Here is a 23,140-nt window from a genome sequence, read left to right on the forward strand (position 1 = left end):
GCAGCCGCTTTCCGGAGTTCATCGTGACGTCCCTTCTTCGTACCGCGCCTCCGCACGGTCGCGGTCGCGCCAGGCTCGTTCCCATTGCCGGGTCAGGGCCGGGTAGACGATGAGGTGTCGGAAAGGCGCGATGGCGGCCATGTAGAGCCGCCCGAACCATCCGTTGGGCTTGACGAGGACGGCCATCCGCAGCTCATGGTCGCCGTTCGCTCCTTGAACCCAGCCGAGATGCATCACGGTGTGCACGGTCTTGTTCGCCAGCTCGCGTGCGGCCTCCATGTCGAGCTCGTAAACCGCTTTGAGGGGCATGCTCTCGTCGTCCGGGCCGCGGGGAGCGTCGCGGACGTCGCCGGGCAGGCGGTCGCGGAGTGAGGCGACCCGCTCACCGACGCCCGCTGATGGTCTGTCCCAGCCGAGGAGTGCGCCGAGTTTCCACCGAACGGCGAACAAGAACCTCGCCGGCCAGGGTTGCTTCGCGAGTCCGCCGCCGGCTCGCAACGCCGCGAGCATCGTCGGGAAGTCGTCAGGCCCGGCTCCGGGAGTGCGGAACGACCACACATCCTCGACCGAGAAGTCACTCGTGAGTTCGTGGATGCGCCACGGCTGGGAGGTGTACGTGGTCTTCGGAAGCTTCATGCGCGGTGCCTCTCGGTGTCCCATTCGGCCATCATGGTCATCAGTGTCATCTGGTCCGGCTCGGGTGTGGTGGTGGGGTCGAGTTCGCGGTAGCGGCGGTGGAGGTTGACCACGATCCGCTCGGCGTCCAGCCAGGTGGCGTACTCGTCCAGGTCGATCGTCTTGGCCGCCTCGGCGAAGGGCAGGCCGCGGGCGTGGGCGGCGTCGGCCTGCTCGACCACGTGGGTGAGGTAGCCGCGTACCGCACGGATTCCGTCGGGGTCGGTGACCGGGCCGTGGCCGGGGACGATCGTGCCGGCGCCGGTGGCGATCATCTTGTCGCAGGCGGCGATCCAGTTGGCGATCGGGCCGTTCCACACGATCGGGGTGCAGCCGACGAACAGCAGGTCGCCCGCGAAGAGCACGCCCGCGTCGGGTATGTGCACGACGGAGTCGGCGGCGGTGTGGGCGGGGCCGAGGTTCATCACGCGCACCTCGCGGCCGCCGATGTCCAGGGTGAGCTCCCTGTCATAGGTCAGGCCGGGCAGCCGCGGGCGGATGCCGCTGAAGTCGAAGGCGGCGAAGCGCTCACGGAAGTAGGGGGTCGCCGGGCCGATGTCCACGACCTGGGCGGCGGTCAGCATCTCAGGGGGCATCTCATGCCGCATCTCCGCGCAGGTGGCCTCCGCGGCGATGATCTGGACGTGCTCGCCCAGCAGCTGGTTGCCGTGGGTGTGGTCGCCGTTGGAGTGGGTGATGACGGCGTGGGTGAGCGGGTGCCGATCGGTGATCGGGCGCATGGCGTCGAGCATCTCGGCCGTCAGCGGCAGGTCGAACAGGGTGTCGACCAGGAGGGAGGCGCCCTCGCCCGTGATCAGTCCCGCGTTGCTCCAGCCGTACCCGCCGTCGGGCAGCAGCCAGGCCCGCACGCCCGCGCCGACCTCGTGCAGCCCGCGGGTGTAGGGCAGCTTCGACGGGGCGCGGTTGACGCGCGGGCGCGGAGGCCGCCTGTCGGGGTTGTGCCGGGCTGTCAGCGGGTACGGAACGGCGGACGCGCGGACGGTCTGGCGGGTGCCGCCCAGCCCCTCGACCGTCAGCTCGACGACGTCGCCGTCCCGCAACCAGCCGGGGAAGGCGGCCGGATCGGTGAGGGACAGGTGCTCGATGAGGCAGCAGCCGGGCACCGTGCCCGAGCCGAACACGTCACCGGGCGCCAGGTCCACGCCACGCGAGGCGTAGGAGATGACCTCGCCGAAGCTCCAGTCCATGGCGCCGGTATGGCCCGAGCCGATGGTCTTGCCGTTGACGGTGGCCTCGACCCGCACGTCGAGCCTGCCGTCGCGGCGGTAGGGGGCGAGCTCGTCGGGGGTGACCAGGAACGGGCCGAGCGTGGTCGCGCCGTCCTTGCCTTTGGCCTGGCCGATCGCCAGTGGCGTCTCGCGCAGTTGCAGGTCGCGTGCCGACCAGTCGTTGTAGATGGTGTAGCCGATGATGTGCTCCTCGGCCTGTTCCGGCGTGAGGTCCCGGCCGCCCGGTCCGATGACCGCGGCGATCTCCAGTTCGAAGTCGAACCAGGCGCTGCCGGGCGAGATCGTCACATCGTCGTACGGGCCGGCGATCGTCGAGGGGCAGGCGAAGTAGAAGGCCGGGATCTGGTACCAGGCGTCCTTGAGCGTGCGCGGCTGACCGGCGGCCTGCTGACAGTTGCGGATGTGGTCCAGGAAGCACAGGCAGTCGCGGACCGAGGGCGGGCGCGGAACCGGCGCGCGCAGCCTGGCCTCGGTCAGCGAGACCGTCTGCGCCGCCGAGGACAGGACCGCCTCCCCCGCCGCCCGCAGCTCCTCCGCGCCGCGGCCGATGAGCTCGATCAGGCTGACGCCCGGCGCGAGGGGGTGGATCCGGTCCCCGCCGATCACCCCCACGCGGTCTCCGATGCCCGTCGCGTAGGTCACCCAACGCATGAGAACCTCCTCGAATTTCTATGTTGCCTGACATAGGCTATAGCTATCAGTATTTGCTATGCCATCCGGCATGCCTGGTTTGACGACCCGCATGGCCACGCGACGTATCCAGCGGACCGAGGAGAGCCGCCGGCCGCCGGTGACGGCCGCCGCCGAGCTCTTCGCCGAGCGCTACATCGGCGGGGAGACCCCACGGGAGGCGCTTGAGCGGGTCCGGGAGATCAACGCCGGTGGACGGGCCGCCTCGGTCGAATACATGGGTGAGAGCCGCCGGGACGCCGCGCGAGTCGTGGCGGAGACGGAGGCGTTCGTCGCCCTCGCCGGGCAGGTCGCCGAGCAGGGGCCGAACCGTTCGACCTCCCTCGGCCTGTCCCACATCGGCTCGGTGGTCGACGCCGAACCGGGCCTGGCCAACGCTCCCTCGGCAGCACGGTCAGCCGGCTCTCACAGCACGGTCAGCCGGCTCTCGCAGCATGGTCAGCCGGTTCTCACCGTACGGTCAGCCGGCTCTCGCAGCGGATGTCACCGCGAGAGGCCGGAAGGAACGTCCCGGAGGGGCCACCTGGCGTCGGCGATGATCTGAAAGGCCGCACCGGAGCCGGCGGCGGCCGACTCGACCACGGCCTGCGACGCGGTGATGAGGTCTCCGGTGGCGTAGAGGCCGGAGACGTTGGTACGGAAGGAGGAGTCGGTCTCCACATAGCCGCCCCTGCCCACCGCGAGGCCCAGCTGCTCGGCGAGATGGGAGATCAGCGGCACGGGCCGCTGATCGAGCTGCCACAGCATGGTCTGCCGCTCGATGATCGTGCCGTCGGCCAGTTCGATCGCCCGTAGATCTCCGCCGTCGTGATGCAGCCTGCGGATCTCCCCATCGATGATCTCCCCGTCCCGCTCGCCCGGCGGCATCGCGCCGTTGGCCAAGACGATCACGTCGTCGCTCCAGGCGGAGAACACGGCGGCGGCCGTCGCGGCGAACTCCGGATCGTCCGTGACCACCGCCCACCTACGGTCCCGGTTCTCCCAGCCCAGGCAGAACGGGCAGTGGATGACCGTCCTGCCCCAGCACTCGCCGAACCCCTCGACCTTGGGATGGGCGTCGACCATGCCGGTCGCCAGCAGTACCTGCCGGGCCCACACCGGCGGGCCCTCCTCGGCGGTGACGGTGAATCCGCCCTCCGGATCGGGGGTCACGTCGGTGCCGGTGACCTCGTGCAACTCGGCCATGCCGTACTTCTCCAGATCGGCCCAGGCGCGGCGGCGGTATTCGCCGGGACTCACCCCGTCGAGGCCGACGATGCCGTGCATCTCATCGGCGAAGATGTTACGCGGCGGCCGCCTGGCGTCCAGGACCGCCACCCGGCGCAGGGATCGGCTGAGCGTCATGGCCGCCGTCAGCCCGGCCGGCCCCCCACCGATGATCGCCACATCGAAATGCTGCATGGAGGTCTCCTTCCGCTGCCGGCCGACCGTCCACGACCGGCCGTTCGTCGCCGGCCGCCGGTCGTGAGCCTTCTCCCAGGAGGGATGCCCGCCAGCCGGGGCGTCAGTCACGGTCGCCCGCGCCGCTCCTAAATCAGCTGGAAATCGGCTGGTCAAGCCAGCATGCTGGAGGTTCATGGACGATAGACGGCGCATCCGGGTCTCCAAGTTCCTCTCCAGGCATCTGCGTCACGAGCCCGGGCGCATCGGGTTGGTCCTCGGCTCACAAGGGTGGACGGGGATCGACGCCCTTCTGGTGGCCGCGGCTCGGCACGGCTTCGCGATCACTCGGGACGAGCTCGCGCAGGTGGTCGCTCGCGACGACAAGCAGCGCTTCGCCGTCGACGGCGACCGGATCCGCGCCAACCAGGGACACTCCGTCGCCGTCGACCTGGACCTTCCGGTGGCCGAGCCTCCTGCGTTCCTCTTTCACGGCACCGTGAGCCGCAGCGTCGCGGCCATCCGGGAGGAGGGACTGCGGCCGATGAACCGGCACGCCGTCCACCTGTCCCCCGACCGTGAGACGGCGATCCGCGTGGGAGCGCGGCGTGGCAGGCCGGTCGTCCTGGTGGTGCGGTCAGGAGACATGTGCCGTGCCGGTCACGAGTTCCGGATCAGCGCCAACGGGGTCTGGCTCGTCTCCCACGTCCCACCCGGCTACATATCCTTTCCGGCCTGAGGGATCCCCTGCCTGACGGGTCCTTCCCTGCCTGACGGGTCCTTTCCGGGCTGACGGGCTGACGTGCACGGCGTCTTCACAGGCTTCCGGCGCCTCCACAGGCTCCCGGACCCGCGACGGACGGAGCCGCCGCCAACCGGGCATGGCACGCCGGCCTTCCGCGGCGGGCCAGATCACTGCTCGCCCGGCTGCGCTCCCTGACGATCTCCGAGGAGGTCGCGAACGGCTTTGCGGGTGCTCGACCGCTGGGTGGGCAGCACCCGCAGCCCCGACCGTCTCGCACTGGCGACGCGTTGCCATGCGCTCCTGGCGGCGCCGGGTGAGGCCGAAGAGCGCTTCCGCGACGCGCTGGACCTCCACCACCGTGGTCTGTGCGAGTTCGAGACGGCACGCACCCAGCTGCTGTTCGGCAGCGCGTTACGTCGCAACCGGCGTTCCGGCGCGGCCAGGGAACATCTCGGCTTTAGCTATCTTGAAAGTGTCCGCGTCGCTCCTGACCTGCGACGGAACGTCGGTTGCGTGTCCGTGACGTGTTAAGCGTCACGTAGACCCGTAGGCGGATGATCGCTCTGCCTGCTGGAACTGGGGGCCGAAGGATGCCTCTTGGCGCTTGAGGGGCAAGGCTGCGGGAACGTATATGGCGATGGTCAGGCCTGCAGGTAGCGCAGGACGGCGAGTACCCGGCGGTGGTCGTTGTCCGACGGAGACAGGCCGAGCTTGGTGAAAATCTGCGTCACGTGCTTCTCCACCGAGCCGTACGAGAGGAACAGGGCGCCGGCGATGGAGGTGTTGGACCGCCCTTCCGCCATCATGGCCAGCACCTCGCGTTCCCTGGGGGTGAGCGTGCCCAGGGCTTCCGCCCGCCTGCTGGCCCCCATGATCTGGGTGACGACCTCGGGGTCGAGGACGGTTTGTCCGGCTGCGACCCGGTCGAGTGCGGCCAGGAAGTCCTTGACATCGGCGACGCGCTCCTTCAGCAGGTATCCCACCCCCTGGGCGCCGTCGGCGAGCAGTTGGATCGCGTAGCGTGTCTCGATGTACTGGGAGAACACGAGCACGCCCACCTCTGGGTGATCACGGCGGATCTGGATCGCGGCGCGCAGGCCCTCGTCGGTGTGGGAAGGCGGCATGCGTATGTCGACCACGGCGATGTCGGGACGGTGTTCCGCCACAGCCGCCCGCAGCCCGTCGCCGTCGCCCACGGCGGCGACCACTTCCTGACTGCGGGAGGTGAGCAGCATGCACAGGCCCTCGCGGAGCATCACGGCGTCTTCGGCGATCACGATACGCATGGGCCGTCCGTTCAGTTGTCCGTTCGCAGGCGCAGGGGAAGTTCGACAGTGATCACTGTAGGCCCTCCGGCCGGACTGTGAATGTTGATCGTGCCGTCCACCGTCTGGACCCGGGCGGCCAGGCCGTGCAGCCCCGACCCGGCCTTCATCGCCGCGCCGCCGACGCCGTCATCCCGCACCAGCAGGGACAATAGGCCGTCTGTCAGCCGCGCGTCGACCGTGGTGTGCCTGGCACCGCTGTGCTTGGCCACGTTGGCGAGCAGTTCCGTCGTGCAGAAGTAGGCGATGGCCTCGATGGCCGGAGGCGGCCGCTCGGGCAGGTCGGCGTCGAGGTGGACGGGGATCGGGCTCCGGGCGGTGAGTGTGGCCAGGGCGATTTCCAGCCCTTGGTCGAGCGCGGGCGGGTGAATGCCGCGGATGAGGTCGCGCAGTTCGGCCACCGTCTCCTTGGCGCCACGGTGCGCGCCGTCGACGAGAGCGCGGGCACGATCCAGCCGGTCGGGATCGTGGGCGTGCTCGAGCTCTTCCTGGGCCATGCCCAGGCTCATGGCCAGCGTCACCAGCCGTGCCGCCGTCCCGTCGTGCAGATCCCGCTCGATCTGGCGGAGTCTGGCGGCCGCATCGTCCACGGCCAGCGCCCGCGCCTGCTCCAGCCCACGGATCCGCACGTCGCCCGGCCCTGGCCCGAGCAGTGTCCGGGCGAGCATGCGCTCGGGGGCCAGGGCGAGGTGGACGCCCCAGGGGGCGAGGAGCAGCAGCGCCAGCCCGGCCGCGCTCATCAGTACCGCATCCGGCCAGCCGTTGGGAGACAGGCGTGCCAAGGCGGAGGACTGCCACCACAGGGGACAGCTGAGCAGCATCAGGCCACCTCCCCACAATCCGGCAGCGGCGGTGACGGCGACAATGGCCGCCGGCAGCCTGACCAGCCCGTGGATGACGGCACGCCATCCCGTCACATCGCCGAGCGCCGCTGTGAGCCGGTTCAGCAGACCCGGCCCGGTGCGGAACGGGACAGGATCGGGTACCCGCACCCCGGCCAGCACCCGCGCCAGCCGCCGGTTGATCGCGCCCAGGCCCCTGGCCGCCCGCACGCACAGGGCCAACATCGGCAATCCGATCAGGTTGACCGTCAGGAGAACGCTCAGCGACACGAGAACAAGATGCGCCAGGCCGATTCCCGTCATCAATGGCAACATCAGCGCGTAAGCGACCTCACGCCGCGCCCGCGCCTGCGCAGGAGCAGTGATCAGCACACGCCACCGGCCGAAGCCGCCCTCTGCTTGCTTGCCCACGCCCCTCCTCGCCTGACGGCATCCTGCCGGTGATCACAACCACACGCCGTACAGCCTGATGGACACCCACCCCTCAAGAACAGCCGGACAGCCTGTGGGGGACATCCCGATACCAATACGGAGGATGTCCCGGTGGTGGCCACTCGGCCGGCGTCGCCAGAGTGATCACCATGACGACAACCAAGCAGCGGCGCAGGCGTGGCAGGACCAGGGGGCTGGTCATCGGTGTAGCGGTGGCGGCGCTGGCAGGAATGACCCCGGCGGCGTCCGCCGCTCGAGATACGCAGCCGACCTGGCGGGACTGCGCGGACCAGGGCATGCCCGCCGGGATGCAGTGCGCTGCGATCGAGGTGCCGGTGGACTGGGCCAAGCCAGACGGGCCGAAGGTCAAACTGGACCTGGCCCGGCTGCCCGCCACCGAGTCGGCGCGCCGGATCGGCAGCGTGCTGGGTGTCCCCGGCGGTCCCGGGACCAACGGGATCGAGGACCTGAAGCACGCCGCGACCGACCTCACCGAACTGCGGCGCAGGTTCGACCTCGTCGCCTACAACTCGCGCACCAGCGCCTGGCGTGATCAGCTGCCACCATCCTGCATGCAGCCCGGAACGTCGCTGTTCGAACCCCAGAGCCGGAAGGAGTACAGGGCACTGGCCGCGGCGATGACCAAGGCCTTCAAAGAGTGCCAGAAAGCGGAGAAAACCGGCCTGTTCGCCCGCATGGACTCCCTGTCGGTGGCCAGAGACATGGACGCGGTTCGCGAAGCTCTGGGAGAGGAACGGCTCAGCTTCATGGCCAACTCTTACGGAGGGGTGCCCGCCGCCGCATATGCCCGGCTGTTCCCGCAGCGCATCCGAGCCATGTACCTTGACGGGGCGCTCAACCAGGTCGACGGCTGGCGCGACCAGACGCTGCGGACCCTGCCCGTCCTTGAACGGGTATTCACCAGGTTCACCACCTGGTGTGCGGCCACCCCGGCCTGCGCGTTGCACGGAGAGGACGCCGGGGCGGTCTGGCGCAAGCTCATTCGAGACGCCGACCGCACGCCGATCCCGGTCATGTCGTCCGAGTTCGGCAAGGGCAAGCTGACCGGATGGCATCTGAGGAGTTTCGGCTTCTTCAACGACCCCGGACCGAAGAACTCGCGGTGGTTGGCCTTCGCCGAGGCGGTCGACAAGGCCCGAGGCGGGGACGGCTCCGGTTTCGCCGATTTCGCCCTCGGCAACGCGCGGATCTGGGCCGCGCCCGGAGCGCTGGCGATGACCTGCGCAGATGACCGTGGCTACAGTAGCTATGCCCAGTTGCAGAAGCTCCGCCGTCAGGCACAGAAGATCTCGCCGAACTTCGGGGGAGCGTCGTTCGACGCGCTCGGATGCACCGGTTGGCCGCTACCGGTCTCCAACCCGTCCCGCCCACTGCCGACTCGCGGCCTGCCGCCGTTCCTGGGAGTAGGCAGCACGTGGGGCGACTACGCATGGACCGAGAGCTTCACCAGGATGATCCCGGGGTCGGTGACGGTCGGCTACGACGGGCCCGGCCATGCCATGTACCTGTCGGGCAAGAAGTGCCCCATCCAACACGCCACCACGTACCTGACCGACCTGAGGCTGCCCAAGCCGGGTACCACCTGCCCTGCCGAATGATCCGACAAGAATCTGCCAACCCGATCGGTACCACGGAACGATCATGATGAGGGCGCGGGTTGATCTGGTGACGCAGAACAGCTCTCCATTCTCGGAGAACGATCAATTCGGCGACCGCCGTTAGGCCACATCTTGGCCGCGATGACGACGGCTAGCCTCCAGGGCCGCCGTCCGTGGAACTTCTTCGGCCGCCGCCCCGCCCGGTGAGCGCGGCGGCGGCCGTGACCGCTCATGGCAGCAGCCGGTAGAACCGCCAGAATCCGAAGTCGCTGATCGGCAGGATCTCGATGTCGCGGAAGCCCGCGTCGACGGCGTAGCGGCGCAGGGTGGCGGGACGCATCACGGTCCCGGTGCCTGCGGAAGGCTGGTGGGACATGCCGTCGGGCAGACAGATGAGCAGGCTGAAGCCGTACAGCAGCCGCTCCGTCTCGTCGGCCGGCGCGGTGAAGGATCCGGCGGTGGCCTCGTCCATCACGATGACCGTCCCGTCGGGCCGCAGCGCCCGCCGCACCTCGGCGAGCGTCTCCACCGGTCGTGGCATGTCGTGGATGCACTCGAAGGCGAAGACCGCGTCGTAGGCGTTCTCGGCGAGCGCGCGGGCGTCGCCGTGGTGGAAGGCGACCTCGGCCCCGGCCTCCCGGGCGTTGCGCACGGCCAGTTCCACCGACGGGGCGTCGACGTCGACCCCTTCGACGACCGCCCGCGGGTAGGCCTTGGCCAGAGCGATGGTGGACCAGCCGCCGCCGCAGCCGACGTCGGCGATGCGGGCGCCGGGCCGGCGCAGCACCGCGTCGAGGTCGGCGACCCCGGCGAGGGCGTCGGGGAGCACATGCTCGTACCAGGGGCGGTTCATGTCGGCCTGAGCCTCTCGCATGTCCGCGCCGAAGGCCGCCCAGCCGACGCCGCCGCCGTCGCGGTAGGCCTCCACCAGGGCGGGCATCTGCGTGGCGGCACCGGCGAGCGCCCGGGCCAGCGGCGCGAGGTAGGCGAGGCTGGACCCGTCGGTCAGCACTTCCGCCGCGCCCTGCGGCAGGGCGAAGCGGCCGTCCCGGCCGACGGTGAGAATGCCGCAGGCGGCCTGCTGCTCCAGCCACTCCCGGGCGTATCGCTCGTGGCCCCCCGCGCGGGCGGTGAGCTCGGCGGCGGTGGCCGGGCCGTGCCCGGCGAGCGCCCGATACCAGCCGAGCCGGTCTCCCAGATGCACCGAGAGCACCTCGAAGGTGCCCAGCGCGGATCGCAGCAGGCGGTCGGCGAACTCTTCGGTCGCCTGCGACATCTGCGTCGTCTGCGTCGTCATCGTGTCTCCGTTTCGTCGCCGCTGCCCGGGAGCGGCGACGCGGAGATCGGCGGTCCGTCCGCCGGCACGCCCCCGTCCGTTCGAGGCCTCCCTGGCCTGATCGACAACAGCGATGGAGGTAATAAGGTTTACGGCCTATGTCCAGGAACGTAAAGCGTCGTGACCTTAAACCCGTTATATGGGTCCTTGCCTTGAGTATTTCAGCTTCGCTCGTGGTCGGCGTCAGCGCCTTGCTGAGCGGTCACTTCGCGCCGGTTCCCGATGGGCCCGGGCCCGCCTCCGACGGGCTCGCACCGACTCAGGCCGCTCTGCCCCAGGTCACCGTGGTACCCACTCCCCCGCCCGAGCCGACGGGCAAGCCGACGCCGGAGCAGACGTTCCTCCTGGCCAATGGGCGGCGGCAACCGCTGAAGGTGACGGTGCCGAGATCGGCGAGCGGCCGCTACGCCGTCGTCCCCGGCGGGGCCCGGCCACCGGCAGGCGGCAAGGGCAAGGTGATCCGGTATCTGGTCGAGGTGGAGCGCGGTCTGCCGTTCGACGCGCGCGCGTTCGCCGACGAGGTGCACCGGATCCTCAACGACCGGCGCAGCTGGGGGTTCCGGTTCCAGCGGGTGGCACGCGGCCCGGTGAAGATCCGTGTGTCGTTGTCCAGCCCGGCGATGACGGACCGGCGCTGCCGGCCGATGATCACTTTTGGCGCGCTGTCGTGCTGGAACGGCGGACGGGCGGTCATCAACGCGACACGGTGGAACATCGGCACCCGCGGATACGGCCGCGACGTCGCCTCCTACCACGAGTACGTCATCAACCACGAGGTCGGTCACGGCCTCGGCCATGGTCACGAGCCGTGCCCGGGCCCCGGCAGGCGCGCCCCGGTGATGCTCCAGCAGACCAAGTCCCTGTACGGCTGCCGCCCCAACCCCTGGCCGTCACCTGGACGCTGAGCACTCTGGAGGCGTCAGCCCACGGTGGCGAACCGCTTGGCGCAGCGGGCTCGGAGCTCGCCGATCAGCTCGCGGACGGCGGGCAAGGTCGTCCTGCGCCCCTGAACGGCCGCCGCGCGCGGGTCGTCCGAGCTACTGTGCCGGCTACGGCGTCGTCCGAACTACCGCGCCGGCTACGGCGCGGACCGCCGCGCGAGTCACTGCGCGGACCGCCGCGCGGGAGCAGCGCGACCGACGAGGGGAGCTCTTCCATGACGTCCGACGGTGATTACGGGGTGCCCGGCTCGCTGGCGAAGGTGCTCGCCGACGTCGCCGCCGAACGGGTGGCCCAGGACGCCATGTGGGGCATCCAGGATCTTCGCGACGGCACCGGCCAGGACCGTGCGGCGGCTGCGGAGGAGGCGAAGAGGGCGGTCTCCGAGGCGGCCGAGGAGGGGCGGCTGACCTGGCGGCACATCCTGCAGGAGGAGGTGCTCGAAGCCTTCGCCGAGGAGGGCTCGGACGCCCTGCGGACCGAGCTGGTCCAGGTGGCTGCCGTCGCCGTCAAGTGGGCCCAGGCGCTCGACCGGCGCCGGGATCCCCTTCCCCACCGGGTGAAGAAGGCGCGCTTTCGGGCCATCGTCGACGTCCACGTCCTGCTGGTCCGCGACGGTACCGTGCTCCTCGCCCGCCGGGCCGGCACCGGATACGCCGACGGCCTGTGGCACCTGCCCAGCGGTCATCTGGAGGAGGGCGAGTCGGCGGTCGGCGCCGTGGTCCGCGAGGCCCGCGAGGAGGTGGGCGTCGTCATCGAGCCGGACGACCTCACCTTCGTCCACGCCATGCACCGGGCGCCGGAGCGGATCGGGCTCTTCTTCGTCGCCGAACGCTGGAGCAGCGAGCCGTACAACGCCGAGCCCGACAAGTGCAGCGAGATAGCGTGGTACCCCCAGGAAGCACTCCCCGAGGACATTGTCGACTACCCGGCGGCGGCTCTGCGCGCCGTCATGGACGGCCGGCCCTTCGCACTGCACGAATGGGGCTGAGTACCCCTTCGCGTCTCCTGGGTGGAAACGTGAGGGGTGGAGGGGCCGGTGGAGGCCCCTCCACGCAGCCTTGAGGGCTGCGTTCAGGGAAACGCGCGCAGGGACGTTCCGATCGGGCGGCGAGGGAACCGCGTGCGGAATGCTCGTGTCAGGCGGCGGGAAACGCGCATGAGGACATTTCGATCCGGGCGGCGAGGGGAACCGTGCGGGGGAATTCGGTCGGGCGGAGAGGGGGACCGCACCGGGAATTCTCACATCAGGCGGCGGGGGAACCGCGCGAGGGTCTTTCGGTCAGGCGACGAGATTGACGTAGTAGCGGGAATAGCCGTTCAGATCGACCAGGCGTGTGCCGACGACCCTGCCGCCGGTGCTGCCGATGTTGAGGCAGGAGTCGAAGGCGTACGGATAGACGTAGATCGGCCCGTAGGGCCCGGTCCAGATGGCTCCGTTGGCGGCCTCGGCGTAGAAAGCGGCATAGCGGTTGTTGGTGTTGAGGACGTGCGCCTCGCCACCCGGGTCGATGGCCCACCATCCTCGGGTGCCCCACTGACCGTAGTCCCGGCAGCCGTCGGGGCTGTAGAACATGATCGCGACCCACACCTTGGAGGTGTAGCGGTTACGGAAGTGCAGCTCCATCGCCTACTCCTCCGATTCCGTGAACCGCTGGGTCAGCGGCCGGGCGTCGATCGGCTGGTCGGCCAGGGGCGGCAGGTGGTCGTCGGCCCCCGCGGCGGCGGCGATCCGATCCGCCGTCCCCACCCGGGCGTTCAGCTCGCCCGTATTGGCCTGAATCGCGTCCGCGAACGCCACCCGTGGATCGGGCAGACGTTCGGTGCCGTTGTCCGGCATGTGGCTCAACTCCATTCTTTGAACGCGTTGAGTGACTGAGCAGGAATTTACAGTAATAGCCAAGGCGCGTAAAGGGTCAGGTAAATAGATCACGGAAAAAGCGGCGACCGAACACGGATTTCCATGTTCGGCCGGAAGTAAATATTCGATAAGATGCCCTACCGCTTATTTCAGTCTTTGTTCGGCATGCCTGGAAAATAACGCAGACCCGGACCGTGAAACCCGCATACCCTGATCCGGAAAATATCGAGACATTATTTTATATGCTGATAAATGACGGGACCCCGGACGATGTCCGGGGTCCCGTCGGCGTTCCGGTCCGCCGGTCACTCCACCCGGTCACTCCACCCGGCGGGTCCCGCCCAGGAAGCGGTGCACGACCACCACCAGAGCGAGGAAGAGCCCGCTCACCACCGGCTGGAACGAGGCGTTGAGGGTGCCGACCCGGTTGATCGGATTCTGGATCACGCCCGGGAGCAGCGCCCCCGCGATCGTGCCGCCGAGGGCCCCGAGCCGCCGGTGAGCAGGGGCCCGCCGATGACCACGGCCACCACGGCCGCGATCACGTCGAGTTCCAGGAGTCTGGACGACCTGGCCGCCCTTCGGAGATGCCCTTCGAGGAACGCGGCACTAGGGTTCAGTCATGCTCCCGTACGGCTCCCGCGTGCGAGGTTGCCTGCTGGGCGGCGCGGTCGGCGACGCTCTCGGCAATCCCGTCGAGTTCATGACCCTGGCCCAGATCCGTGCCGAGTTCGGCCCCGCCGGGCTGACCACCATGGTGGAGACCGTCGTCACCGACGACACGCAGATGACACTGTTCACCGCGGAGGGGCTGATCCGCTCGCGCCTGCACGGCGGCGGCGTGCTGGAGAGCCTGCACGAGGCCTATCTGCGCTGGCTCGACACCCAGAACCGGGCCACGCCCGCAGCCCCGGACGACCGTCTCCGCACGGGCTGGCTCCGGCGGCAGCCGTGGCTCTACGCCCGGCGCGCGCCGGGCAACGCCTGCCTGTCAGGGCTGCGCTCGGGCATCCTGCCGCCCCCTCCGGAGTTCCCGCCGGGACACGGACCCGTCAACCCCGATTCCAAGGGCTGTGGCACGGTGATGCGCTCCGCCCCGTTCGGCCTGGTCCCCGGTCAGGCCGGTTCGGCCCGGGCGGCCGCCCGGATCACCCACGGCCACCCGACCGCCGCCGTCGCCTCCGGCGCCCTGGCCGATCTCATCGAGGGGCTGGTGCGAGGCAGGTCGCTGTTCGAGGCCGTCGCGGAGACCGTCACGCACGGAGAGACGGCCGAAGCCGTCGAGGCGGCCCGGGACCTCGCGGCGAAGGGCGGCCCCACCGCGCAGAAGGTGGAGAGCCTCGGCCAGGGCTGGGTCGCCGAAGAGGCGCTGGCCATCGCCCTGTACTGCGCCCTCGTCGAGCCCGATCCGCGCAGGGCGCTGCTTCTGTCGGTCAACCACTCCGGCGACTCCGACTCCACCGGCGCCATCTGCGGCAACATCCTCGGCGCCTGGCACGGCGAAGCCGCTCTGCCCGCCGACTGGACGTCGGTCGTCGAGGGCCGGGACACCATCCTGCGGGTCGCCGACGACTTCGTCGCCGCCTACGATCTGACCTCCCGCTATCCCTCCGCCTGATCGCTCGGCGCCGAGGCGCCGCGAAGCGGCCCGAGTGGCCGCTCCCCGGCCCGGGCCTGGGCCGTACATCCGCGACGGCCGAGGCCGGGCAAGAGGGCGCCGAGCAGGACCGGGCGGGACCGGACAGGACCGGCAGGAGGGGGATCGGGCAGGACCGGGCGGGACCGGACAGGACCGGCAGGAGGGGGATCGGGCAGGACGGGACCGCTTCGCGATCCGGTTTTGGGCCGTCTTTACGCTGCGCCGTTCCGACCCTGGGTAGGGCCCGGATAGCACCGGCTGAAAAAGCATTTTTCGGGCGCATTGCCACGCACCCCTCCGCCCGTGTCGCGAGGAGGAGTTCATGAGCACGCCATCACACCGGACAGCGGCGCCACCCCACGTGCCGGCGGGGGCCTCCGCCGACAAGGACGGCATCGTCGTCGGCTCCGGCCCGGTCACCGTGGACGCCTACATCGACTTCCTGTGCCCTTACTGCAAGATGTTCGAGCAGGCGTCCAGGCCGACGTTGCACAAGCTGGTGGAGGACGGCGTGATCAGCCTCGTCTACCACCCGATGGGTTTCCTGGACGGGTTGTCCACCGACCGCTACTCCTCCCGCGCGTCCGCGTCCTCGGGATGCGCCTCCGACGGCGGGAAATTCGTCGCGTACGCCTCCGCGCTCTTCACCAACCAGCCCCCCGAGGGAGGGCCGGGGCTCTCCGGCGACGATCTGGTGGAGATCGGCGCGCTGGTCGGGCTCACCGACCCGGACTTCGGCGCGTGCGTGCGCAACGGCACCTACCTCGACTGGACGGCCTACGTGACGGATCGGGCCATCGGGCGAGGGGTGAGCGGCACGCCGACCGTCCTCGTCGGCGGCACGGCCGTACCGGCGAGCCCCCAGACGATCGTCGCCGCCGTGGCGTCCGCCGTCCGTTGACCCGGCGGGCCAGGGCCGCTTCGCACGGGCGGCGGCGAGACTCCCGGGACGTCGGCCCATCGATCGGCATCCGGCGGAAACCTGTTTCCCTGAGCTCAGGGAGCTCTCCGAACTCACCGAACTGCGGCGATCCGCTCCACGACCTTCTCGAGCTCCTGGTGCGAAGCCCGCCGGGGGTTCCACATGACGCGCAGCTCATCCCCCTTCCATCGTGGAACGACATGGGCGTGGAAGTGGAAGACCTCCTGCCCTGCGGCCTCGCCGGTGGCGTGCGTGACGCTCATGCCGTCGGGGGCGAGCGCCGCCCTGAGCAGGGCGCCGACTCGATGCACCATCCGGGCGACGTGCGCGTGGGAGTCTTCGGAGATCTCCCAGAGGTTTCGCGCGTGTCCGCGCGGCACGACCAGTGTGTGACCTGCGGTGGCCGGTGCGATGTCGAGGAAGGCCATCGTGTTCTCGTCTTCGAGGACACGATGGGCGGGTGCCCGTCCGGCGACGATCTCGCAGAAAATACAGTCGCTCATCCGCCTCATGATCGCATGTGTCCGATCCACGTGCCTTTGGTCATCCCCGGCGGGGCCGGTCCCGGCCCGGATGTCGTGCCGCCGGCCGGCGGGCGGAACCCGTGGAGCCCTTCGGCGCCCGGTGGCAGGAAGCTGTCACGGGCGGGGAACTTGCTGCCTTCGTTTCACCTGGTCCGGGGCCGGCGGAAGGCGCAGAGTTGGTTGTGCGAGGACAGAACAACCACTCAAGAAAAGAGATTAAGAAATGAAGAACTCCACCGTCTCCCCGGTCGAATTCAATTTCGTCGCCAAGCTTTCGGCCGCGATCGTCACCGGTGCCGTCGCCCTCACCGTCGGGATCGGCGGCCACTTCGCCACGACGGCCACCGGCACCACCTGGGACTCCGCATCACCGCTCGCGGCGGGGACCACCTGGGACTCCGCGGGATCCGACGGCACCACCTGGGACTCCACCGACGGCACCACGTGGGACTCCGCCGGCACCGACGGCACCACCTGGGACTCCGCCACGGGCACCGCCGCGACGCTGTAAATTACTCCGGAGAACGACTCCGGAGTACGTGAGGAAATCAAATAATGCTGGTCGAGCTGAGAATACGGCGAATCACGTCAGAGCCATCGCATAATTCGCCGATCGACGGAGTGCGGATACTCTCCCTTCTGCCCGGGCAATGGCGTAAAGAGCTCACCGCGGCCAACGGAGACATCGTCATCCGCGTGCACACCGACGACGACACGACCACCGCGCAGATCCGCGTGAAGGTGACCGCGGCCCTCAGCGCCCCGGAGGTCAGTCACTGGGAACTGGCCACCTGCGACACCGTGGCCGTCGGCCCCGACGAACTTCCCACCGGCGGCACCTCGTCCTGATCGGCGCACGGCCGTCGGCGAACGCACGGCCGCCGACCGCACCACCCGCGCCGAAGGACCGCCGCGGCGCGAACGCACTCGGCGTCTCCCCTCACGAAGCCCGTGAGGCTCGGATCCGGCGTACGCTCCTACTTCGGCCTCGGGCGATTGCTCCACTTCGGCTTGCGGAAGAGGTCACGGCGCTCCAGGAGGTAGGCCAGCTTCGAAGCCGCGACGCGGACCGGTTCCTCGTGGCGGTGCCGTTTCTCGGGAACGACGGCGCTCCAGCGTTCGAGCAGACGGGCCATCTCGTCGGCGACCTCGCCGATCACCCGGTAGCGGGTGCTGAAGGCGTAGAGGTCACCGTGCACCTCGTTGACCAGGTCCTCGTCGACCCGCCGGGTCAGCGGCCTGACCTTCTTGAGGATGTCGGCGTCCATGGCCGGGGTGACGGGGGCACGGCGCGCGTCTCCCTCGGGCACCATGATGAGCGCTCGGATCCGCGTGACGGCCAAGGCCCTCTCGGTCTGCGGGGTCGAGGGGTGCTCCGCGAGGTCAAGAAGGCGGCGGAGGGTCTCCTGTGTCCTGTCGTCGAACATGGAAAACCCATCCCGCCCCTCGCGCATGCCGTAACCGTGCGAGCACATGCTATTCGACCAGGCGATGCCTGGTTTGCGCCCTTGCCCGGTCCGTGGGTGCGGGTGCGGGTGCGGGTGCGGGTGGAGACTCCACCACCCGGCCGGCGTCCGGCCCCGGGCCACGGGCCGCGGGCACGTGGTGCCTCACCCAGGGGCTCCCGGCGGGAAGGCGGCCGATAATGATAGAGGTTCGAGCACCTCGATGCGGCACGGTCGTCGCATCCGGTATGCGACGACCATTCAAAATGGCCAATTAACCGAAAAGCCCGACTTTTCAACTTTCCGCTGAATACAGTCCAGCGTTATCGGACGGTGACCCCTTCGCGGAAGGGGGAGAGTGGACGGGGTGGCGGGCGGCCATGGACCCGATCGGTGACGATCTGCTCAAAGTCATGGAGCCGGAGCTCGGCTACCGGGAGCGGGCCGGCCAGCACACCACGTTCGGCGAGTGGTACTCCACCAGTGTCGCCCGTGATCCCCAGTACAAGACGGCGCCCTGGTGCGACATGGTCATCGCCTGGGCCGCCGAGAAGGCGGGCATCGCGGACTTCGTCGGCCAGTTCGCCTGGACGCCCTCCCACGCCCGCTGGTTCGAGACGCGGGGCGCGTGGTCCACACGGCCGGAGCCGGGGGCGCTGGTCTTCTTCGACTGGTCCGGCGGCAAGGACATCAAAGGCATCGACCACGTCGGGATCGTCGAGAGCGTCGATGGTGGAACGCTCCACACCATCGAGGGCAACGTCGACGGGGTCTGGCTGAAACGCAAAACGCGCGACGAGGACAAGGTCGTCGGCTACGGACTGCCGCGCAAGGTCAGGGAGAAGCTGGCGGGTGTCTCCTCCGGAAATGACACGACCGTCCTGCCGGCCGCGGGGCGGGCCGGGGCCCACCCGGGTCTCGCCCTCGCCTCCCCCGCGGCCCCCGCGGTCGGCCGTGCCGGGACGCCTCCGTTCCCTCCGGAGACCGCGCCGCTCGCGGGAGTGCTCCTCCTCGTCCTGGGCGCCGCACTCATCCTGGCCCGGCGCCGGCCGAGCGCCACGGTGGCGCGACGGTCACGCGCCGGGGTCGGGGCGCCCTCCCCCGGCCCGGCGGAGGGGCGATCTCACGGCCTCGCCGACGGCCGAGTCGCCGACCCGGTGGGCGAACGGGCTCGCGTCCTCACGGGCGGGCGGCACCGCAGGCAGGGCAGGTGGGCCGCGGCGGCCACCGGACCGGGTGGCGATCGGACGGGCGTTCCCGTCGGGAGACAGGCGCCCAGGCAGGCGACCCGGCATGTATCCCGGCAGACGACCATCGAACAGCCGCGCCGAGACACCGAACCGCAGGCCGCCCTCGGTGGCCCCGCAGCACGGACACGGCTCCTGCGGTCCCCCGCTCCAGCAGATGACGGCGTGCCGGCGAGCGAGGCCGTTCCGCGACGTGCGGCGGGCGCCCGGGCGGGCCGCCGGCCGTACTCCTCCCCGCCGGCCGAACGGGCGCCGGAACGGGAAGGCGCGCCACGACCGACTTGATTAATAAGGTTAGGCAAAGCTAAGTTGCTCGCGACATGTTCCCGAGCGAAGGCGGCACGATGACAGTCGTCAGTGAGCAGGCGCCGGAGCGCGCCGCGGAGATCCCCGCCTACCGTGCCTTCCACGTGCGGGTCCTGCGGACGGCGCGGCTCAGCCCGAGCTTCGTCCGGATCACCTTCGGCGGCGAGGAACTGTCCGGCTTCGCCGACAACGGGTTCGACCAGCGCATCAAGCTGATCCTTCCGCTGCCCGGCGACCGCTTCACCCCGCTTGGCGACGGGGCCGACTGGTATCAGCAATGGCGGGCGCTGCCGGTGGAACTGCGCAACCCGATCCGCACCTACACCGTGCGCGCAGTCCGGCCGGGGCAGGGTGAGCTCGACGTCGACTTCGTGCTCCACGGCGACACCGGCCCCGCCTCCCGCTGGGCGATCCACGCCGCCCCCGGCCACCGGATCATCGTCGTCGGGCCCAACACGGCCTGCCCCGGACCCACCGGCGGACAGGAATGGGCGCCCCCCGCCAGGGCGGCGCACCTGCTGCTCGCCGGTGACGAGACCGCCGTTCCGGCCATCTCCTGCATCGCCGAGAGCCTGCCCGGCGACGTACGGGCCACGGTCCTGTTGGAAGTACCGCGGGCCGCCGACGCGCTCCCCCTGAACGTACGGCCGGACGTGCGGGTCACCTGGCTGCCCCGCGAGGCGGGCCGCCACGGCGACCTGCTCATTCCGGCCGTCCGCGACGCCCTCGGCGAGATCACCGCGGCGGGCGGCCGCTGCCCGGCTTCCCCGGAGTCCACAGCCCTCCTGGAGGACGTCGACATCGACGGGGAGATCCTGTGGGAGGTCCCGCACGCCCCGGACGGCGGCCTCTACGCCTGGCTGGCCGGTGAGGCCGGGATGGTGAAGCTGTTGCGCCGCCACCTCGTGCAGGAGGCCGGGATCGACCGCTCATCGGTGGCGTTCATGGGCTACTGGCGGCTGGGACGGTCGGAGACCGGCTGAAAGAGGTCGCGGCCGGAGAACACGGCGAACGATCACGTGCCGGCCCGCGGGCGGTAGTCCGGTGGGCGTGGGGTAGTGATGGTGCATGACGGTCAGGGGATTCACCGGGCGGATCGCGACGTTCTGGACGCGTGCCCGCCGCCACGGCTGGTTGGATCATCTGATCCGCGCCGGCGCGCGTTATGACCAGACGGACGGCGGACGGTTGTCGGCCGCGCTCACCTACTACGCGTTCTTCGCCCTGTTCGCCCTGGGGCTGCTGAGCTTCGCGATCATCGGACACGTCCTGGACGATCCGCAGGTGATCCGGACGGTTCAGCGCTACCTCACCGACAACTTCCCCCGCCTCGACGTGCAGGCGCTGCGCGACGCCAGGAGCACGGCCGGGGCGATCGCCCTCATCGGCCTGCCGGTCACCGGCCTGTTCTGGATGGACACCCTGCGGTCGGCGATCAGGGCGATCTGGCGGATCGAGGAGTATCCGGGCCGCTTTCTCATCCGCCAGCTCATCGACCTGGCCGTGCTGGCCGGGCTCGGCGTGCTGCTGTCGGCCTGCCTCGCGGTGGCCTTCGCCACCGAGACGCTGCTGAACTGGCTGCTGGTGCACACCGTGGGCGTCGACGACGCCCCGACGCAGTGGTTGCTCGGCGCGGTCGCCTTCGTGCTCGGCCTCGGGGTGAACACCCTCCTGGCGGTCGCCCTGCTCACCGCGCCGCCGCGGCTGCGGCTGCCGCTGCGCCGGGTGCTCGGGCCCGCGCTGTTCATCAGCCTCGGCCTGGAGATCCTGAAGACCATCGGACAGCTCTATCTGGGGCTCACCGCGGCCAATCCCGCCTACCAGGTCGTGGCCGGTGCCGTCGCGTTGCTCGCCTTCCTCAAGATGCTCAACCAGCTCATCCTGTTCGCCGCCGCGCTCACCGCCACCAGCACCACCGGCGACATCGTCGACCTGGCCGTACGCCGCCCCGCCGCCCCTGCCGCCGCCCCGGCCGCCATCTCTGCCGCCTCTCCCGACGTCTCCCGTCGCCCTTCCCCGGCGTCCTCTCCTCCGGCGCGCACCGGTTTCACCGCGAAAGCGCTGCGCCGCCTGCGGCGGACACGGGCACCGCGACAGGCCGGGACGGCTCGCTGACCCCCGCCCGCCCGACCACCCGAGCCGTCCCGGTACAGGCCGGGACGGCTCGCCGACCCCCGCCGGTCCGACCATTCGCGCCGTCCCGATACTGGAACGATGCTGAGCAGTCACCGCCTGCGGGTGCTTGTCGAGGTCTTCCGGACGGGAAGCATCGCGGGAGCCGCGCGCACCCTGCGGCTCTCGCCGTCCGCCGTGTCCCACCAGCTGTCCAAGCTGGAGGAGGAGGCCGGCGTGGGCTTGGTCGAGCGGGGCGCGCAGAGCCTGCGGCTGACCGCGGCCGGGCGGCGGCTGGCGACCCGGGCGCAGGAGGTGCTCGACATCATCGAGGCCGCGGAGAAGGACCTGCTGGCACAGGCCAGGGCCGATGCCGGGCAGTTGCGGATCGGGTTCTTCGCCTCCGCGGGATACCGGCTGCTGCCTCTGGCGCTATCGACCTTCACCGCCCGCCACCCCGCCGTGGAGCTCGACCTGGTACTCGGCCAGCCGCACGAGCTCCTGCCCGACCTGGAACGCGGCGCGCTCGACGTTCTGGTGGTCTTCGAGCACGCGCTCGACCCCTGGAAGCCGCCGGAGGGGGTCGAGATCACCCACCTGTTCGACGAACCGCAGCTCCTGGTCGTGCCGCCCGGACATCCGGCGGGACAGCGGCGGCGGGTACGGCTCGCCGACCTGGCCGGCGAGCCGTGGATCACCACGTACGGCACCGACACCCCGGTCTCGGTACTGGAGCGGGCCAGCGCGCTGGAGGGGTTCAGCCCGATGATCCGCTGCCGCAGTGACCACTATGAGGTCACGCTCGGGCTGGTCCGAGCAGGGCTGGGAGTGGCGCTGGTGCCCAGCCTCGGCGCGCAGGGCGCCTCCGGCATCCAGGTGTGCAGGCTGGACGGCCCCCGCCTCTACCGCAGGATCGGTGCCGCCACCCGCCCGACCAACCCCAATCCGGCGCTGCGTTCCTTCATCGACTACCTGCGCGACGCCTCGGCCCAGATCCGCAACGCCCTGCGCTGAGACCCGGGACGGCGCGGGCTCAGCGGTCCTCGGGCAGCCCGCGGAGCCCGGCCAGGCGGCCGATGTCCAGGCCGGCCCGGCGGACGCTCTCCACCAGGGCGTGCTCGTCTCCGGCGGGACCGTTGGCCAGCACGGCGTAGCCGATCCGGCGGCCGGAGCCGACCATCACGCCGACGTCGGCCCGCACGCCGACGTCGGTGCCGGTCTTGTTGGCCACCCAGACCCTCCCGGGCGGGACGGAGACGGGCGGTTGCCGATCCTCCGGCTCGTGCGGCAGCAGGGCCGGCACCAGGCTCCGGTCGGTGTTGTGCGCCATCCAGCCGAGCAGGAGCCGGGTCCACTCCCGTCGCCCGTCGAGCCCGGCGGCGAACCGGGCGAGCTCGCCCGCCGTACCCACCGCGAAGGCCGGCGGGTGCGACGGCAGCCGTGGCTCCCGGATCCGGTCGAGGACGCGGGTGCGCGCGAAGCCCAGTCCGGCGGCGCCCTCGGCCACCCGGTCCAGGCCGATCCGCCGCAGCAGCGCGTTGGTGGCGGTGTTGTCGCTCACCGACGCGGTGAGCACGGCGAGGTCGCCGATCGTCCAGCGGCGGCCGGACAGGACACCGAGAAGGCCGGAGCCGCCGCAGCGGTCGTCGTCGCGAAGCTCCACCACCTCGCCGGGGTCGAGGCCGCCTTCGGCGATGCCCCGTGCCACCACGGCGAGCAGCAGCAGCTTGCCGGTGCTCGCGAGGGCCAGCTCGGTGTCCTCGTCGATGGAGATCAGTCCCGGAACCGAGACGGCCACCGTACGCGCGCCGTTGTCACCCGGCGCGTCGAGCTCTGTCATCGCCTCATCCT

Annotated in this window: 26 protein-coding genes; 14 read left to right on the forward strand and 12 right to left on the reverse strand. The window is 70.4% G+C overall.

Annotated features, from left to right (window positions below):
- Positions 1–18: 18 nt before the first annotated feature.
- The gene (locus tag ACQPYK_RS27235; protein WP_433236525.1) at positions 19–636 is read right to left on the reverse strand and encodes a DUF2867 domain-containing protein; all 618 of its coding nucleotides are present in this window, start codon (positions 634–636) and stop codon (positions 19–21) included.
- On the reverse strand, positions 633–2,576 hold the full coding sequence (locus ACQPYK_RS27240) for a fumarylacetoacetate hydrolase family protein (RefSeq protein ID WP_433236528.1): 1,944 nt from the start codon (positions 2,574–2,576) through the stop codon (positions 633–635). Before ACQPYK_RS27240 ends, ACQPYK_RS27235 begins: the two co-directional genes overlap by 4 nt.
- A 70-nt stretch (positions 2,577–2,646) precedes the next feature.
- Here ACQPYK_RS27240 and ACQPYK_RS27245 point away from each other — a divergent pair, with 70 nt between their 5' ends.
- Positions 2,647–3,159: a hypothetical protein gene (locus ACQPYK_RS27245; RefSeq protein ID WP_433236531.1), complete on the forward strand. Its 513-nt coding sequence runs from the start codon at positions 2,647–2,649 to the stop codon at positions 3,157–3,159.
- On the opposite strand, the gene ACQPYK_RS27250 is transcribed toward ACQPYK_RS27245, so the two are convergent.
- Positions 3,099–4,016: an NAD(P)/FAD-dependent oxidoreductase gene (locus ACQPYK_RS27250; protein WP_433236534.1), complete on the reverse strand. Its 918-nt coding sequence runs from the start codon at positions 4,014–4,016 to the stop codon at positions 3,099–3,101. The genes ACQPYK_RS27245 and ACQPYK_RS27250 overlap by 61 nt on opposite strands.
- A gap of 175 nt (positions 4,017–4,191) precedes the next feature.
- Here ACQPYK_RS27250 and ACQPYK_RS27255 point away from each other — a divergent pair, with 175 nt between their 5' ends.
- Entirely contained in the window at positions 4,192–4,734 is a 543-nt protein-coding gene (locus ACQPYK_RS27255) for an RNA 2'-phosphotransferase (RefSeq protein ID WP_433236537.1), read from the forward strand.
- Between the two features lie 228 nt (positions 4,735–4,962).
- Positions 4,963–5,271, forward strand: a complete 309-nt coding sequence (locus tag ACQPYK_RS27260) for a hypothetical protein (protein ID WP_433236540.1) — start codon at positions 4,963–4,965, stop codon at positions 5,269–5,271.
- 110 nt (positions 5,272–5,381) lie between these two features.
- Here ACQPYK_RS27260 and ACQPYK_RS27265 read toward each other — a convergent pair whose 3' ends face one another.
- Together ACQPYK_RS27265 and ACQPYK_RS27270 are read right to left on the reverse strand one after the other, a co-directional pair.
- Positions 5,382–6,026 carry a LuxR C-terminal-related transcriptional regulator gene (locus ACQPYK_RS27265; RefSeq protein ID WP_433236543.1) on the reverse strand — a complete coding sequence of 215 codons (645 nt, stop codon included), beginning with the start codon at positions 6,024–6,026 and terminating at the stop codon, positions 5,382–5,384.
- 11 nt (positions 6,027–6,037) lie between these two features.
- Positions 6,038–7,318, reverse strand: a complete 1,281-nt coding sequence (locus tag ACQPYK_RS27270; RefSeq protein ID WP_433236546.1) for a sensor histidine kinase — start codon at positions 7,316–7,318, stop codon at positions 6,038–6,040.
- Between the two features lie 170 nt (positions 7,319–7,488).
- Between ACQPYK_RS27270 and ACQPYK_RS27275 the strand changes: the two genes are divergently transcribed.
- Positions 7,489–8,958 (forward strand): alpha/beta fold hydrolase, encoded by a 1,470-nt coding sequence (locus tag ACQPYK_RS27275; RefSeq protein WP_433236549.1) that lies wholly within the window; start codon positions 7,489–7,491, stop codon positions 8,956–8,958.
- Between the two features lie 229 nt (positions 8,959–9,187).
- Here the strand turns inward: ACQPYK_RS27275 and ACQPYK_RS27280 are convergent, their stop codons facing one another.
- A complete protein-coding gene (locus ACQPYK_RS27280) occupies positions 9,188–10,255 on the reverse strand; it encodes a class I SAM-dependent methyltransferase (protein WP_433236552.1) in 1,068 nt (355 codons plus the stop codon).
- 191 nt (positions 10,256–10,446) lie between these two features.
- Here ACQPYK_RS27280 and ACQPYK_RS27285 point away from each other — a divergent pair, with 191 nt between their 5' ends.
- Together ACQPYK_RS27285 and ACQPYK_RS27290 are read left to right on the forward strand one after the other, a co-directional pair.
- On the forward strand, positions 10,447–11,199 hold the full coding sequence (locus tag ACQPYK_RS27285; protein ID WP_433236555.1) for a DUF3152 domain-containing protein: 753 nt from the start codon (positions 10,447–10,449) through the stop codon (positions 11,197–11,199).
- A 251-nt stretch (positions 11,200–11,450) separates the two neighbouring features.
- Positions 11,451–12,224 carry an NUDIX hydrolase gene (locus ACQPYK_RS27290; protein WP_433236558.1) on the forward strand — a complete coding sequence of 258 codons (774 nt, stop codon included), beginning with the start codon at positions 11,451–11,453 and terminating at the stop codon, positions 12,222–12,224.
- 291 nt (positions 12,225–12,515) lie between these two features.
- Here ACQPYK_RS27290 and ACQPYK_RS27295 read toward each other — a convergent pair whose 3' ends face one another.
- From ACQPYK_RS27295 to ACQPYK_RS27305, 3 genes are all read right to left on the reverse strand, one after another.
- Positions 12,516–12,860 (reverse strand): DUF1036 domain-containing protein, encoded by a 345-nt coding sequence (locus ACQPYK_RS27295; protein ID WP_433236561.1) that lies wholly within the window; start codon positions 12,858–12,860, stop codon positions 12,516–12,518.
- A 3-nt stretch (positions 12,861–12,863) separates the two neighbouring features.
- Positions 12,864–13,073: a hypothetical protein gene (locus tag ACQPYK_RS27300; RefSeq protein WP_433236564.1), complete on the reverse strand. Its 210-nt coding sequence runs from the start codon at positions 13,071–13,073 to the stop codon at positions 12,864–12,866.
- Between the two features lie 339 nt (positions 13,074–13,412).
- Positions 13,413–13,541: a hypothetical protein gene (locus ACQPYK_RS27305; RefSeq protein ID WP_433236567.1), complete on the reverse strand. Its 129-nt coding sequence runs from the start codon at positions 13,539–13,541 to the stop codon at positions 13,413–13,415.
- A 175-nt stretch (positions 13,542–13,716) separates the two neighbouring features.
- Here ACQPYK_RS27305 and ACQPYK_RS27310 point away from each other — a divergent pair, with 175 nt between their 5' ends.
- Positions 13,717–14,712 (forward strand): ADP-ribosylglycohydrolase family protein, encoded by a 996-nt coding sequence (locus ACQPYK_RS27310; RefSeq protein ID WP_433236570.1) that lies wholly within the window; start codon positions 13,717–13,719, stop codon positions 14,710–14,712.
- A gap of 343 nt (positions 14,713–15,055) precedes the next feature.
- Positions 15,056–15,634 (forward strand): thioredoxin domain-containing protein, encoded by a 579-nt coding sequence (locus tag ACQPYK_RS27315; protein WP_433236573.1) that lies wholly within the window; start codon positions 15,056–15,058, stop codon positions 15,632–15,634.
- A gap of 113 nt (positions 15,635–15,747) precedes the next feature.
- On the opposite strand, the gene ACQPYK_RS27320 is transcribed toward ACQPYK_RS27315, so the two are convergent.
- Entirely contained in the window at positions 15,748–16,158 is a 411-nt protein-coding gene (locus ACQPYK_RS27320) for an HIT family protein (protein ID WP_433236576.1), read from the reverse strand.
- A 244-nt stretch (positions 16,159–16,402) separates the two neighbouring features.
- On the opposite strand from ACQPYK_RS27320, the gene ACQPYK_RS27325 reads away from it, so the two are divergent.
- Both ACQPYK_RS27325 and ACQPYK_RS27330 read left to right on the forward strand, forming a co-directional pair.
- The gene (locus ACQPYK_RS27325; protein WP_433236579.1) at positions 16,403–16,690 is read left to right on the forward strand and encodes a hypothetical protein; all 288 of its coding nucleotides are present in this window, start codon (positions 16,403–16,405) and stop codon (positions 16,688–16,690) included.
- A 44-nt stretch (positions 16,691–16,734) separates the two neighbouring features.
- A complete protein-coding gene (locus ACQPYK_RS27330) occupies positions 16,735–17,028 on the forward strand; it encodes a hypothetical protein (protein WP_433236582.1) in 294 nt (97 codons plus the stop codon).
- 128 nt (positions 17,029–17,156) lie between these two features.
- Here the strand turns inward: ACQPYK_RS27330 and ACQPYK_RS27335 are convergent, their stop codons facing one another.
- Positions 17,157–17,606 (reverse strand): hypothetical protein, encoded by a 450-nt coding sequence (locus tag ACQPYK_RS27335; RefSeq protein WP_433236585.1) that lies wholly within the window; start codon positions 17,604–17,606, stop codon positions 17,157–17,159.
- 398 nt (positions 17,607–18,004) lie between these two features.
- Between ACQPYK_RS27335 and ACQPYK_RS27340 the strand changes: the two genes are divergently transcribed.
- The 4 genes from ACQPYK_RS27340 (at position 18,005) to ACQPYK_RS27355 (ending at position 22,303) form a co-directional block, all read left to right on the forward strand.
- Positions 18,005–19,156 (forward strand): CHAP domain-containing protein, encoded by a 1,152-nt coding sequence (locus ACQPYK_RS27340; RefSeq protein WP_433236588.1) that lies wholly within the window; start codon positions 18,005–18,007, stop codon positions 19,154–19,156.
- Positions 19,157–19,215: 59 nt separating this feature from the next.
- Positions 19,216–20,160 (forward strand): siderophore-interacting protein, encoded by a 945-nt coding sequence (locus tag ACQPYK_RS27345; protein ID WP_433236591.1) that lies wholly within the window; start codon positions 19,216–19,218, stop codon positions 20,158–20,160.
- Positions 20,161–20,245: 85 nt separating this feature from the next.
- Positions 20,246–21,292 (forward strand): YihY/virulence factor BrkB family protein, encoded by a 1,047-nt coding sequence (locus ACQPYK_RS27350; RefSeq protein ID WP_433236594.1) that lies wholly within the window; start codon positions 20,246–20,248, stop codon positions 21,290–21,292.
- Between the two features lie 99 nt (positions 21,293–21,391).
- Complete coding sequence (locus tag ACQPYK_RS27355; RefSeq protein ID WP_433236597.1) at positions 21,392–22,303, forward strand: LysR family transcriptional regulator; 912 nt, start codon at positions 21,392–21,394, stop codon at positions 22,301–22,303.
- A 19-nt stretch (positions 22,304–22,322) separates the two neighbouring features.
- Here ACQPYK_RS27355 and ACQPYK_RS27360 read toward each other — a convergent pair whose 3' ends face one another.
- The gene (locus ACQPYK_RS27360) at positions 22,323–23,129 is read right to left on the reverse strand and encodes a serine hydrolase (RefSeq protein ID WP_433236600.1); all 807 of its coding nucleotides are present in this window, start codon (positions 23,127–23,129) and stop codon (positions 22,323–22,325) included.
- Between the last annotated feature and the right edge of the window lie 11 nt (positions 23,130–23,140).

The organism is Streptosporangium sp. CA-135522 (assembly GCF_050949235.1).
Taxonomy (GTDB): Bacteria; Actinomycetota; Actinomycetes; order Streptosporangiales; family Streptosporangiaceae; genus Streptosporangium.

Coding starts and splice junctions, on each gene's coding strand:
- ACQPYK_RS27245 (WP_433236531.1), top strand. CDS start 2,647: ATGCCTGGTTTGACGACCCGCATGGCCACGCGACGTATCCAGCGGACC.
- ACQPYK_RS27300 (WP_433236564.1), bottom strand. CDS start 13,073: ATGCCGGACAACGGCACCGAACGTCTGCCCGATCCACGGGTGGCGTTC.
- ACQPYK_RS27280 (WP_433236552.1), bottom strand. CDS start 10,255: ATGACGACGCAGACGACGCAGATGTCGCAGGCGACCGAAGAGTTCGCC.
- ACQPYK_RS27295 (WP_433236561.1), bottom strand. CDS start 12,860: ATGGAGCTGCACTTCCGTAACCGCTACACCTCCAAGGTGTGGGTCGCG.
- ACQPYK_RS27265 (WP_433236543.1), bottom strand. CDS start 6,026: ATGCGTATCGTGATCGCCGAAGACGCCGTGATGCTCCGCGAGGGCCTG.
- ACQPYK_RS27350 (WP_433236594.1), top strand. CDS start 20,246: ATGACGGTCAGGGGATTCACCGGGCGGATCGCGACGTTCTGGACGCGT.
- ACQPYK_RS27355 (WP_433236597.1), top strand. CDS start 21,392: ATGCTGAGCAGTCACCGCCTGCGGGTGCTTGTCGAGGTCTTCCGGACG.
- ACQPYK_RS27315 (WP_433236573.1), top strand. CDS start 15,056: ATGAGCACGCCATCACACCGGACAGCGGCGCCACCCCACGTGCCGGCG.
- ACQPYK_RS27240 (WP_433236528.1), bottom strand. CDS start 2,576: ATGCGTTGGGTGACCTACGCGACGGGCATCGGAGACCGCGTGGGGGTG.
- ACQPYK_RS27255 (WP_433236537.1), top strand. CDS start 4,192: ATGGACGATAGACGGCGCATCCGGGTCTCCAAGTTCCTCTCCAGGCAT.
- ACQPYK_RS27345 (WP_433236591.1), top strand. CDS start 19,216: ATGACAGTCGTCAGTGAGCAGGCGCCGGAGCGCGCCGCGGAGATCCCC.
- ACQPYK_RS27250 (WP_433236534.1), bottom strand. CDS start 4,016: ATGCAGCATTTCGATGTGGCGATCATCGGTGGGGGGCCGGCCGGGCTG.
- ACQPYK_RS27275 (WP_433236549.1), top strand. CDS start 7,489: ATGACGACAACCAAGCAGCGGCGCAGGCGTGGCAGGACCAGGGGGCTG.
- ACQPYK_RS27235 (WP_433236525.1), bottom strand. CDS start 636: ATGAAGCTTCCGAAGACCACGTACACCTCCCAGCCGTGGCGCATCCAC.
- ACQPYK_RS27325 (WP_433236579.1), top strand. CDS start 16,403: ATGAAGAACTCCACCGTCTCCCCGGTCGAATTCAATTTCGTCGCCAAG.
- ACQPYK_RS27290 (WP_433236558.1), top strand. CDS start 11,451: ATGACGTCCGACGGTGATTACGGGGTGCCCGGCTCGCTGGCGAAGGTG.
- ACQPYK_RS27340 (WP_433236588.1), top strand. CDS start 18,005: ATGGACCCGATCGGTGACGATCTGCTCAAAGTCATGGAGCCGGAGCTC.
- ACQPYK_RS27310 (WP_433236570.1), top strand. CDS start 13,717: ATGCTCCCGTACGGCTCCCGCGTGCGAGGTTGCCTGCTGGGCGGCGCG.
- ACQPYK_RS27360 (WP_433236600.1), bottom strand. CDS start 23,129: ATGACAGAGCTCGACGCGCCGGGTGACAACGGCGCGCGTACGGTGGCC.
- ACQPYK_RS27330 (WP_433236582.1), top strand. CDS start 16,735: ATGCTGGTCGAGCTGAGAATACGGCGAATCACGTCAGAGCCATCGCAT.
- ACQPYK_RS27320 (WP_433236576.1), bottom strand. CDS start 16,158: ATGAGCGACTGTATTTTCTGCGAGATCGTCGCCGGACGGGCACCCGCC.
- ACQPYK_RS27335 (WP_433236585.1), bottom strand. CDS start 17,606: ATGTTCGACGACAGGACACAGGAGACCCTCCGCCGCCTTCTTGACCTC.